Here is a 12820-nt window from a genome sequence, read left to right as displayed (position 1 = left end):
CAGCCCCCACCCACCCCGACTCCTGGCCCCGCTGCAGGGCCCCGCCCGGCGCGGAGCGTCGGGCGGGGGGCAGCGGGGTCCTTCTCCTTCGTCAGGCGACGCTGACCACGCCGAGCTCGGCCGGGTCGGCCATGTTCGACGAGTGCGGCAGCACGCGCACCGTGTACCCGAAGGCCCCGGTGCGCTCCAGCGGCAGCGTGGCGGTGAACCAGTGCCGGCTGCCCTCGGTGGTCTCCAGCTGCATGGGCACCGTGGTCACGTCGTGCAGCCCGTCGGCGTCGTCGACCCGGCCGTAGGCGGCCTGCACCTCGACGTCGGCCGGGCTCAGCCCCGGCAGCTCCACCTCGGCGCGCAGGTCCAGCGTGGAGCCGATCTCCGGGGTGTCCCCGGCGCCGGTGGCCTCGACGTGGGCCACCCGCACCGCACCCCAGTGCTCCAGCAGGTGCTGGCGCCAGTTCGCCTCGGTGCGGGCCACCGCGTAGCCGTCGCCGGCGAGGTTGCGGGCGGACACCGCGGCCGGCACGTACAGCTGCTGCACGTAGTCGCTGACCATCCGGGTGGCCAGCACCTTGGGGCCGAGGTTCTTCAGCGTGTGCTTGACCATCTCCACCCACCGGGTGGGCACGCCGTCCCGGTCGGTCTCGTAGAACCGCGGCAGCACCTGGGTGCTGATCAGGTCGTAGATGCCGCGGGCCTCGATCTCGTCCCGGCGGTCGGCGTCGTCGATGCCGTCGGCGGTGGGGATCGCCCAGCCGTTCTGGCCGTCGAACCACTCGTCCCACCAGCCGTCCTTGATGGACAGGTTCAGCCCGCCGTTGAGCGCGGACTTCATGCCGGACGTGCCGCAGGCCTCCAGCGGGCGCAGCGGGTTGTTCAGCCAGACGTCGCAGCCCCAGTACAGGTACCGGGCCATCCCGATGTCGTAGCCGGGCAGGAACGCGATGCGGTGCCGGATCTCCGGGTCGTCGGCGAACTTGACGATCTGCTGGATCAGCTGCTTGCCGCCGTCGTCGGCCGGGTGGCTCTTGCCGGCGATGACCAGCTGGATGGGCCGCTCGGGGTCCAGCAGCAGGGCCTTGAGCCGGGCGGGGTCGCGCAGCATCAGGGTCAGCCGCTTGTAGCTGGGCACCCGCCGGGCGAAGCCGATGGTGAGCACGTCGGGGTCGAAGGCGGTGTCGGTCCAGCCGACCTCGGCCACCGACGCCCCGCGGGACAGCGCCGTCTCCCGCAGGCGGCGTCGGATCTCACCGACCAGGCGGCCGCGCAGCATCCGCCGGGCGGTCCACAGCTCACCGGCGGGGATGCGGTCCACGCCGTCGAACCACACCGGGCCGTCGACGTCGACCGGGTCGCCCTGGCTGGTGCTCTGGGTGCCCATCTCGACCAGCTCGCGGGCGGTCCAGGTGGGGGCGTGCACGCCGTTGGTGATGGAGCTGATCGGCACGTCGGGCTCGTCGAAACCGGGCCACAGGTCGCCGAACATCCCGCGCGAGACGTCGCCGTGCAGCTGGCTGACGCCGTTGGCGCGCTGGCCCAGCCGCAGGCCCATGTGCGCCATGTTGAACTTCGTCGGGTCCGCCTCGGCGCCCAGGGCCAGCATCCGGTCCACCGGGACGCCGAAGCCGGCGAAGTACCGCTCGATCAGGGCGCGGGGGAAGCGGTCGATGCCGGCCGGCACCGGGGTGTGGGTGGTGAACACCGTGCCGCCGCGCACCGCCTGCAGGGCCTCGTTGAAGGACAGGCCGTGGGTCTCGGTGAGCTCGCGGATGCGCTCGACGCCCTGGAAGCCGGCGTGGCCCTCGTTGGCGTGGAACACCTCGGGGGCCGGCGTGCCGGTGATCGAGCAGTACTCGCGCAGCGCCCGCACCCCGCCGATGCCCAGCAGCATCTCCTGGCGCAGGCGGTGGTCCTCGTCGCCGCCGTAGAGCCGGTCGGTGACCCCGCGCTCGGCGGGGGTGTTCTCCTCGATGTCGGTGTCCAGCAGCAGCAGCGAGACCCGGCCGACCTGGGCGCGCCACACGTGGGCGTGCAGGGTGCGGGCCTCGGGGAGCGGGACGGTGACGACGACCGCGGACCCGTCGGAGCGGCGCAGCAGCTTGACCGGCAGCCCGTGCGGGTCCAGGGCCGGGTAGTGCTCGAGCTGCCAGCCGTCGGCGGACAGGCCCTGGGAGAAGTAGCCGGCCCGGTAGAGCAGCCCGACCCCGATCAGCGGGACGCCGAGGTCGGAGGCGGCCTTGAGGTGGTCACCGGCGAGGATGCCCAGGCCACCGGAGTACTGGGGCAGCACCTCGGTGATGCCGAACTCGGCGGAGAAGTAGGCGATCGCCTTCGGCGCGGTGTCGGGCAGCGACTGGTACCAGTGCGGGGCGGCGAGGTAGTCGTCGAGGTCGTCGACGACGTCGGTGAGCCGGCGGACGAACTTGCGGTCCTTGGCCAGGGTCGCCAGCCGCTCGGCGGAGACCTCGCCGAGGACGGTGACCGGGTCGCCGCCGCAGGAGGCCCAGAGCTCCGGGTCCAGCGCCTCGAACAGGTCGCGGGTCTCCGGGTGCCAGGACCAGCGCAGGTTCATCACCAGCTGGGACAGGGGCGTCAACGCGTCGGGGAGTGATGCTCGGACTGTGAACCGTCGGAGGGCGCGCACGGCGGAGAGCCTAGCGAGAGGGGCGCTCGCGGGTGTCCTGGGTCACCTCTGCCGCCGGCTGGCCGACCTCCGGGGCCGGGTGGCGGCGTGGACGGCGGCGGTCGGCACGGTGGCCGGACGGCGGGCGGCAGGTGACCGGCAGCTCGCCGACGTGCCGCGGCTCCCGGACGCGGCTAGCGTGATCGTGATGACTGGCCGCGCTGACCTCCGCCTCGGCATCACTGATGTCGCCCCCGTCGTGTCCTGCGGGGCCTTCTCGGCCCGCGCCGTGGTCGGTGAACACCTGCCGATCACCGCCACCGTCTTCCGCGAGGGCCATGACGCCGTCGCCGCGAACGTGGTCTGGACCCCGCCCGCCGGGTCCGCCCGTCCCGGCCCGGCGCCCCTGCTGCGGATGACGCCGCTCCCGCCCGAGCCCGACGAGTGGTGCGCCACGGTCGTCCCGGACACCGAGGGTCTGTGGACCTTCCGGGTCGAGGCCTGGGACGACCCGCTCGGCACCTGGCGGCACGCCGTCGAGGTGAAGGTGGAGGCCGGCCAGGGGGCCGACGACCTCGCCAACGACCTGGAGGAGGGTGCGCGGCTGCTGGAGGAGGTGGCCCAGGCCGTCCCGGACCGCCGCGGCGAGCTGCTCGGCGCGGCCTCCGCCCTGCGCGACGGGATGCTCGACCTGCCCGCCCGCCTCTCCCCCGCGCTGGCCCCGGAGCTGCAGCAGCTGCTGCACGAGCACCCGGTGCGCCGGCTGGTCACCGCCACCCCCGACCACGAGGTGTGGGTCGACCGCGCCCGGGCGCTGTTCGGGTCCTGGTACGAGTTCTTCCCCCGTTCCGAGGGCCCCGTCGTCGACGGCCGGCCGACGCACGGCACGTTCGCGCAGGCGGCCGAGCGGCTGCCCGCGATCGCCGGGTCGGGCTTCGACGTCGTCTACCTGCCGCCGATCCACCCGATCGGCACGGTCAACCGCAAGGGCCGCAACAACACCCTCACCCCGGGCCCGGACGACGTCGGCTCACCGTGGGCGATCGGCAGCGCCGACGGCGGCCACGACGCCGTGCACCCCGAGCTGGGCACGCTGGAGGACTTCAGCGCCTTCGTCGAGCGCACCCGCGCCCTCGGCATGGAGGTCGCCCTGGACCTGGCGCTGCAGGCCGCGCCGGACCACCCGTGGGTGACCACGCACCCGGAGTGGTTCACCACCAAGCCCGACGGCACGATCGCCTACGCGGAGAACCCGCCGAAGAAGTACCAGGACATCTACCCGGTCAACTTCGACAACGACCCCGAGGGCATCTACGCCGAGGTGCTCCGCGTGGTGCGGCACTGGGTCTCCACCGGGGTGAAGATCTTCCGGGTCGACAACCCGCACACCAAGCCGCTGAACTTCTGGCACTGGCTGATCGCCGAGGTGAAGGCCACCGACCCCGACGTGCTCTTCCTGGCCGAGGCGTTCACCCGGCCGGCGATGATGCACCAGCTCGCCCGGGTCGGGTTCACCCAGAGCTACACCTACTTCACCTGGCGCACCGGCAAGGCGGAGCTGGAGGAGTACGGCCGCGCCCTGGCCTCCACCTCGCACTACATGCGGCCCAACTTCTTCGTGAACACCCCGGACATCCTGCACGCGTCGCTGCAGTCCGGCGGCCCGCCGATGTTCAAGATCCGCGCCGTCCTGGCGTCGATGATGAGCCCCACCTGGGGCGTCTACTCCGGCTTCGAGCTGTTCGAGCACCAGGCGCTGCGGCCGGGCAGCGAGGAGTACCTGGACACCGAGAAGTTCCAGCTGCGCCCCCGTGACTTCGCCGCCGCCGAGGCCGAGGGCCGCAGCCTGATGCCCTACCTGCGCCGGCTCAACGAGATCCGCCGCGCGCACCCGGCGCTGCAGCAGCTGCGCACGCTGCGCTTCCACGCCGTGGACAACCCCGAGCTGCTGTGCTTCTCCAAGACCGACCCGGGCTCGCGCGACACGGTGCTGGTGGTGGTGTCGCTGAACAGCGCGCACACCCAGATCGGGACGACGGCGCTGGACATGCCGGCCCTCGGCCTGGACTGGCACGAGCGGTTCATGGTCACCGACGCGATCACCGGCGCCAACTACGACTGGGGCCAGCACAACTACGTGGAGCTCGACCCGTACCGCGAGCCGGCCCACGTGTTCACGTTCCAGCGGCCCAGCCACCCGGCCTGAACCGTGCCTCCCACCACTCGCGAGCTCGCGGCGGGCCCCCGCACGGGGGCCGCCGAGCCGCCCCTCCCACCGTCCCGGAGGACATCCACCCCATGAGCGTCCCGGTCCCCGAACTCCCCACCGGTGGCCACGCGCTGCCCGCACCGGGCACCGACCCCGAGTGGTACAAGCGCGCGGTCTTCTACGAGGTCCTCGTCCGCGGCTTCGCCGACAGCAACGGCGACGGCATCGGCGACCTGCGCGGCATGATCGGCAAGCTCGACTACCTGCAGTGGCTCGGCGTCGACTGTCTGTGGCTGCCGCCGTTCTTCGCCTCCCCGCTGCGCGACGGCGGCTACGACGTCGCCGACTACACCGAGGTGCTGCCCGAGTTCGGCGACATCGACGACTTCCGCGACTTCCTCGACGCCGCCCACGGCCGGGGCATGCGCGTGATCATCGACTTCGTCATGAACCACACCTCGGACCAGCACCCCTGGTTCCAGGCCAGCCGCAACGACCCCGAGGGCCCGTACGGCGACTTCTACGTGTGGTCCGACGACGACACCCGCTACGCCGACGCGCGGATCATCTTCGTCGACACCGAGGTCTCCAACTGGACCTTCGACCCGATCCGGAAGCAGTACTTCTGGCACCGCTTCTTCTCCCACCAGCCCGACCTGAACTTCGAGAACCCGAAGGTCGTCGAGGCGATCATCGACGCGCTGCGGTTCTGGCTGGACCTCGGCATCGACGGCTTCCGGCTCGACGCCGTGCCCTACCTCTTCGAGGAGGAGGGCACCAACTGCGAGAACCTGCCGCGCACCCACGAGCTGCTCAAGTCGGTGCGCAAGGTGGTCGACGCCGAGTACCCCGACCGGGTGCTGCTGTGCGAGGCGAACCAGTGGCCGGCCGACGTCGTCGAGTACTTCGGCGAGGACGGCGACGAGTGCCAGATGGCGTTCCACTTCCCGGTGATGCCGCGCCTGTTCATGGCCGTCCGCCGCGAGCAGCGCTTCCCCATCTCGGAGATCATGGCCCAGACGCCGGCGATCCCGGACAACTGCCAGTGGGGCATCTTCCTGCGCAACCACGACGAGCTCACCCTCGAGATGGTCAGCGACGAGGAGCGCGACTACATGTGGGGCGAGTACGCCAAGGACCCCCGCATGAAGGCCAACATCGGCATCCGCCGCCGGCTGGCGCCGCTGCTGGACAACGACGTCAACACCCTGGAGCTGTTCAACGCGCTGCTGCTGAGCCTGCCCGGCTCGCCGGTCCTGTACTACGGCGACGAGATCGGCATGGGCGACAACATCTGGCTCGGCGACCGGGACGGCGTCCGGACCCCGATGCAGTGGACGCCGGACCGCAACGGCGGGTTCTCCACCGCCGACCCGCAGCGGATGCACCTGCCGCTGGTGGCCGACCCGGTCTACGGCTTCCAGGTGACCAACGTCGAGAACCAGCTGCGCAACACGACGTCGCTGCTGCACTGGATCCGCACGATGATCAACGTCCGCAAGCAGCACCCCACCTTCGGCGTCGGCTCCTTCGAGGAGATCGGCTCCCGCAACCCGACCGTGCTGTCGTTCGTGCGCGAGTTCGGCGACGACGTGGTGCTGTGCGTGAACAACCTGTCCCGGTTCCCGCAGCCGGTGGAGCTGGACCTGCGGCGCTTCGAGGGCTACGTGCCGGTCGAGCTGACCGGGCGGGTGGAGTTCCCGGAGATCGGGGTGCTGCCCTACATGCTCACCCTCGCCGGCCACGGCTTCTACTGGTTCGAGCTGTCCCGGCGTGAGACACCGGTGGACGAGGCACCCGTCGAGGAGCACGGGAGCACCGGGGTGAGCGTCGCGCAGTCGCTGCGGGAGGCCGGTGTCGTCGGCTCCGCCGAGGACGAGACCGCGCAGCCGGGCAACGGGGCCCGGGCGATCGAGGGGGACACCAGATGAGCGCACTGACCGACCTCCTGCGGGAGTGGATGCCGCACCAGCGCTGGTTCGGCGGCAAGGGCCGCGAGTGGGCCGACGTCGACGAGGAGGGGTTCTTCCTCGACGAGGGCGACCCGGCCGTCTCGGTGCACCGCGTCCGCGTCACCTTCACCGACGGCGCCGCGGACACCTACCTGGTGCCGCTGTCCTGGCGCGACCACCACGTCGAGGAGCTCGCGCACGCCTTCGTCGGCACCATCCCCTACAGCGGCCGGGAGACCTACGCCTACGACGCGCTGCGCGACCGGGACGCCACCGTGCCGTGGCTGACCAACCTGGTGGCCGCCGCGACCGTCGGGCCGATGCGCTTCCACCCGGCCGGCGTCGACTACATCCCCGAGGGCACCCCGGGCGACGTCATCTCCACCGAGCAGAGCAACACCTCGCTGGTGTTCGGGCAGACCGCGATCCTCAAGCTGTTCCGGCGGCTGGAGCCCGGCCTGAACCCCGACGTGGAGATCCACGACGCGCTGCGCCGGGCCGACAACGAGCACATCGCCCCGCTGCTGGGCCACATCGAGATCGACGACGCCGACGGCGAGCCCGCCACGGTGGGCATGCTGCAGAGCTTCGTGTCCAACGCCAGCGACGGGTGGCGGCTGGCCACGGCCAGTGTCCGCGACCTGTACGCCGAGGCCGACCTGCACGCCGACGAGGTCGGTGGGGACTTCGCCGGGGAGAGCGAGCGGCTGGGTGCGGCCACCGCCTCGGTGCACGCCGACCTCGCCCGGGTGCTGCCCAGCGAGCCGGCCGAGCGCGCCTGGTACGACGAGGTGGCCGCCGCGATGAACGCCCGGCTGGACGCCGCGGTCGCCGTCGTCCCGGAGCTCGCGGCGCACGCCGACGGGCTGCGCCGGCTCTACGCCGCGGTGGCCCGCACCGAGGAGCCGGTGGTGCGCCAGCGGGTGCACGGCGACCTGCACCTGGGCCAGGTGCTGCGCACCGCGACCGGCTGGGTGGTGCTCGACTTCGAGGGCGAGCCGGCCCGGCCGCTGGCCGAGCGCCGGGAGCTGGACACGCCGCTGCGCGACGTCGCCGGGATGCTCCGGTCCTTCGACTACGCCGCCCGGCACATGCTCATCGAGCAGCCGGAGGACAACCAGCGGGCCTACCGCGCGCAGGAGTGGGCCGAGCGCAACCGCGCGGCCTTCTGCACCGGGTACTCCGAGGCCAGCGGGCTCGACCCGTGCGGCGGGTCGCCCCTGCTGCGGGCCTTCGAGGCCGACAAGGCCGTCTACGAGTGCGTCTACGAGGCGCGGAACCGGCCGAACTGGCTCATGATCCCGCTGACCTCGCTGTCGCGTCTGAGCGCCGGGGAGTGACCGGGACCGGGTCCACCGGCCCAGCGCGGCGAGGACAGCCACCAGCACGACGCACCACCGACCTGAGGACGGAGCGAGCATGAGCACCGACGACGCAGGCACGACGAGCACGTCCGAGCAGCCGGGCGCCGGGGAGGTCGCGGCCGCCGCGGTCGAGCAGGTCACCAAGGCAGCCCGGAAGACGGTGCGCAAGGCAGCGAAGAAGGCCGCCGAGGCGACCGCCACCGCCACCGCGGCGACCGCGGGCGCCGTGGAGTCCCTCGGCGAGAGCGCACCGGCCCCGGTGCGCAAGCGGGCACCCAAGAAGGCCGCGGCAGCCGCCGACGGCGCGGCCCCGAAGGCCCCGCGCAAGCGTGCCGCCAAGAAGGCTGCCCCGACTGCACCCGCCGGGGCCGCACCTGCACCTGCCGACACGGCGCCGGCCGCCGCCGACGTGGCGCCGGACGCCCCGCTGGGCGGGGACCCCGCGGGCACCTGGGCCACCGAGGAGTCCAGCAGCGGTTTCGCCCCGAGCGTGGACGCACCGGCCGCCGAGGCCGCCGACGTCGCCGCGGAGTCCGCCCCCCAGGACGCCGCACCCAGCACGGAGATCGTGGCGGTCGGCGATGTCGCCGACGTCGAGGGAGGACCGGTCGCGGCCGACGTCGTCACCGCCACGTCCGACGCACCGTCCGACGCGACGTCCGATGCCCCGGTCGAGGTGCCCGCCGTGCCCGCCGGCCCGCAGGAGGCCACGCAGGAGCAGATGCAGGCGATCGTCGACGGCTGGTCGCACGACCCGCACGCCACCCTGGGCGCCCACGAGGTGCCGGGCGGCTGGGCGGTGCGCACCCTGCGGCCCGACGCCGTGTCGGTCGTCGTCGTCGACCAGGACGGCAGCCGGTACGACGCGCAGCAGCTGCACCCCGGCGGCGTCTTCGAGGCGCGGCTGCCCGCCCAGCCGGGTGACTACCGGATCGACGTCACCTACCCCGACGGCGCGGGCGGCACCGACACGTTCCTGGTCGACGATCCGTACCGCTGGCTGCCGACGCTCGGTGAGATCGACCAGCACCTGATCCGCGAGGGCCGGCACGAGCGGCTGTGGGAGGCGCTCGGCGCGCACCTGCGCGGCTACGACACCCCCGGCGGCCGGGTCGAGGGCGCCTCGTTCGCGGTGTGGGCGCCCAACGCGCAGGGCGTGAAGGTCACCGGCGACTTCGACATGTGGCAGGCGCGGATGCTGCCGATGCGGTCGCTGGGCTCCTCCGGCGTGTGGGAGATCTACGTCCCGGGCGTGCAGGACGGCCAGCGGTACCGCTTCCACGTGCTCGGCCGCGACGGCGTGTGGCGGGAGAAGAGCGACCCGATGGCCTTCGCCACCGAGGTCCCGCCGCTGAACGCCTCCGTCGTCACCCGCTCGACCCACGAGTGGGGCGACGACGCGTGGCTGGAGCAGCGGGCGCGGGGCAACTGGCACGAGCGGCCGGTCAGCGTCTACGAGGTGCACGCGGGCTCCTGGCGCGAGGGCCTGAGCTACCGGGAGATGGCCGACGAGCTGGTCGCCTACGCCGCTGACGCCGGGTTCACGCACCTGGAGTTCATGCCGCTGGCCGAGCACCCGTTCGGCGGGTCCTGGGGTTACCAGGTCACCTCCTACTACGCACCCACCGCACGCTTCGGCTCCCCCGACGACCTGCGCTACTTCATCGACACGGCGCACCAGGCCGGGCTCGGCGTCATCGTCGACTGGGTGCCCGCGCACTTCCCCAAGGACGCCTGGGCGCTGGCCCGCTTCGACGGCACGGCGCTGTACGAGCACGGCGACCCCCGCCGCGGCGAGCAGCCCGACTGGGGCACGCTGGTGTTCGACTTCGGCCGGTCGGAGGTGCGCAACTTCCTGGTGGCCAACGCGCTCTTCTGGGCCAAGGAGTTCCACATCGACGGCATCCGCGTCGACGCCGTCGCCTCGATGCTGTACCTGGACTACAGCCGCAACGACGGCGAGTGGTCGCCCAACGTGCACGGCGGCCGGGAGAACCTCGAGGCGGTGGCCTTCCTTCAGGAGATGAACGCGACGCTCTACCGCGAGGTGCCCGGGATCATGACGATCGCCGAGGAGTCGACGGCGTGGCCGGGGGTCACCCGGGCAACCCACCTGGGCGGTCTCGGGTTCGGGTTCAAGTGGAACATGGGCTGGATGCACGACTCGCTCGGCTACGTGGAGAAGCAGCCGGTGCACCGCGTCTACCACCACAACCAGCTGACGTTCTCCCTGGTGTACGCGTACTCGGAGAACTACGTGCTGCCGATCAGCCACGACGAGGTCGTGTACGGCAAGGGCTCGCTGCTGCGCAAGATGCCCGGCGACCGGTGGCAGCAGCTGGCCAACCTGCGCGCCTACCTGGCCTACATGTGGGCGCACCCAGGCAAGCAGCTGCTGTTCATGGGCCAGGAGTTCGCCCAGGACGGCGAGTGGGCCGAGAGCCGCTCGCTGGACTGGTGGCACCTGGACGACCCGGCGCACCGCGGCGTGCTCGACCTGGTACGTGACCTGAACGGCCGCTACACCGAGTCCGAGGCCCTGTGGAGCCAGGACGTCGACCCGGCGGGCTTCGCCTGGATCGACGCCAACGACGCCGGCGGCAACACGCTCAGCTTCCTGCGCTACGGCGCGGGCGGTCAGGCGCTGGCCTGCGTGGCGAACTTCGCCGGCACCCCGCACCAGGAGTACCGGGTCGGGCTGCCGCGTGGTGGCCGCTGGCGCGAGGTGCTCAACACCGACGCCGAGGCCTACGGCGGCTCCGGCGTCGGCAACCTCGGCGGGGTCGACGCCGTGGAGGAGCCGTGGCACGGCCAGCCGTTCTCGGCGACCATCGCGGCGCCCCCGCTGGGCACGGTCTGGTTCCTGCACGAGGGCTGACCCCCGAGGTCGCGGGTACGCGGTGCGGTGCCACCCCCACGGGTGGCACCGCACCGCCGTCCCCGGCGGGCGCCCGCCGCCCGGGCCGCTGACCGGGCATCATGGCGGGTACCGGCCCGGGGCCCGCCCACCGCCGGGTGATCGAGGGAGACGACGACCATGAGGCACGTCCTGCGCCGCGGTCTCGCGGCCGGAGCCGCCTGCGGCCTGCTGCTCACCGGCTGCGCCACCGCGGTCACCGGCCAGGGCCGGCCCGGCGCGGGCATCGCGCAGGACGTCTCCCCCGACCAGCAGCGCATCGACGGCTCCGTGGTGGGCGACCCGGTCGACGACACCGCCCGGGACGCGCTCGCCGACCTGGACACCTACTGGCAGCAGACCTTCCCGGAGACGTTCGGCGGGTCCTGGGAGCCGCTGGCCGGGACGCTGAACTCCGTCGACCCGGACGACTTCGACCCGGCCGACTACCCCGACGGCCTCACCTGCGGCCTGGAGGTCGCCGACGTCGAGGACAACGCCTACTACTGCGCTGCCCCCGACTACCCCAACAGCGACGGCATCACCTACGACCGGTCGTTCATGGCCGAGCTCGCCGGCGAGTACGGCCGCTACCTGCCCTCGCTGGTGATGGCGCACGAGTGGGGCCACGCCATCCAGGCCCGCTACGACGACGCACCCCAGGCCAGCATCAACGCCGAGACCCAGGCCGACTGCTTCGCCGGCTCGTTCACCCGCTGGGTGCTTGACGGCGAGGCGCAGTACACCAGCCTGCGCGCGCCCGAGCTGGACCAGGCCCTGCAGGGCTTCCTGCTCATCCGCGACCCGGTCGGCACCGACGCCGACGAGCAGGGCGCACACGGCTCGTTCTTCGACCGCGTCTCCGGGTTCCAGGAGGGCTACGACGGCGGCGCCGGGGCCTGCCGGGACGCCTTCGGCGACGGGGAGCGGGTGTTCACCCAGCAGCCGTTCACCGACGACGAGGACCTGGACAACAACGGCAACCTGCCGCTGGAGGACGGCGACGACGACCCCCGCACCGCCGACACCCTCGAGTTCACCGTCAGCACCCTGGAGACCTTCTGGACCACGGCGTTCGACCAGCTCTTCGACGCGGGGTTCCAGCCGCCGGCGGTGGAGCTCTTCCCCGGCAGCGGGCCGGACTGCGAGGACCTGGACGCCGACCGCGACCTCGGCTACTGCCCGGACGACCAGACCGTCTACGTCGACGAGACCGACCTGATCGCGCCCGCCTACGAGATCGGTGACTTCGCGGTGGCCACCGCCGTCGCACTGCCCTACGCCGAGGCGGCACGCGCCCAGCTGGACCTGCCGGACGACGACGAGCAGGCGGTGACGACGTCGACGATCTGCCTGGCCGGCTGGTACGCCGCGCAGCTGTTCAACGAGACTCAGGAGACGGCGCAGCTGTCCCCCGGTGACCTGGACGAGGCCATCTCGTTCCTGCTCGACTTCGGCACGCAGGCGGCCGTGTTCCCGGGCAGCGAGCTGTCCGGGTTCGAGCTGGTCGACACCTACCGCAGCGGCTTCTTCGAGGGCGCCGGCGTCTGCGACGTCGGGGTCTGAGGAAGGACCCCGTCGCCCCCCTACACCTCGCTGGCACTCGGCGCGGGCCCCTGCGACGGGGCCGGCTCTCAGCGTTGATCAGCTCGGCTGATCAGTGTCCGTCCGAGCTCACCGACGTTGGTGAGCTCGGCCGCACGGTGATCAGCTGACCCGGCGTCAGGGGGTCGTTGCATCACCCCAGCTGAGGGGTGGGATGGGTGGCAGTGACACGGG

The 12820-nt window shown here is 72.4% G+C and carries 6 protein-coding genes; 5 read left to right on the top strand and 1 reads right to left on the bottom strand.

Annotated features, from left to right (window positions below; all coding sequences use genetic code 11):
* Window positions 1-91 precede the first annotated feature (91 nt).
* Window positions 92-2593, bottom strand: a complete 2502-nt coding sequence (gene glgP / locus G1H19_RS17080; RefSeq protein ID WP_152728290.1) for an alpha-glucan family phosphorylase — start codon at window positions 2591-2593, stop codon at window positions 92-94.
* 235 nt (window positions 2594-2828) lie between these two features.
* On the opposite strand from glgP, the gene G1H19_RS17075 reads away from it, so the two are divergent.
* From G1H19_RS17075 to G1H19_RS17055, 5 genes are all read left to right on the top strand, one after another.
* On the top strand, window positions 2829-4826 hold the full coding sequence (locus tag G1H19_RS17075; protein ID WP_152728292.1) for an alpha-1,4-glucan--maltose-1-phosphate maltosyltransferase: 1998 nt from the start codon (window positions 2829-2831) through the stop codon (window positions 4824-4826).
* 92 nt (window positions 4827-4918) lie between these two features.
* Window positions 4919-6760, top strand: coding sequence for a maltose alpha-D-glucosyltransferase (gene treS, locus G1H19_RS17070; protein WP_152728294.1), 1842 nt, complete (start codon window positions 4919-4921; stop codon window positions 6758-6760).
* Window positions 6757-8121, top strand: a complete 1365-nt coding sequence (locus G1H19_RS17065; protein WP_152728297.1) for a maltokinase N-terminal cap-like domain-containing protein — start codon at window positions 6757-6759, stop codon at window positions 8119-8121. Before treS ends, G1H19_RS17065 begins: the two co-directional genes overlap by 4 nt.
* A gap of 79 nt (window positions 8122-8200) precedes the next feature.
* Entirely contained in the window at window positions 8201-11023 is a 2823-nt protein-coding gene (gene glgB / locus G1H19_RS17060) for a 1,4-alpha-glucan branching protein GlgB (RefSeq protein WP_152728299.1), read from the top strand.
* 159 nt (window positions 11024-11182) lie between these two features.
* Window positions 11183-12607 (top strand): neutral zinc metallopeptidase, encoded by a 1425-nt coding sequence (locus G1H19_RS17055; protein ID WP_152732171.1) that lies wholly within the window; start codon window positions 11183-11185, stop codon window positions 12605-12607.
* Window positions 12608-12820: the final 213 nt, after the last annotated feature.

The sequence above is a fragment of the Goekera deserti genome (genome assembly GCF_010685995.1).
Taxonomy (GTDB): domain Bacteria; phylum Actinomycetota; class Actinomycetes; order Mycobacteriales; family Geodermatophilaceae; genus Goekera; species Goekera deserti.
Note: the sequence above shows the minus strand (reverse complement) of the source record. Positions and strands in the feature narration are given on the sequence as shown.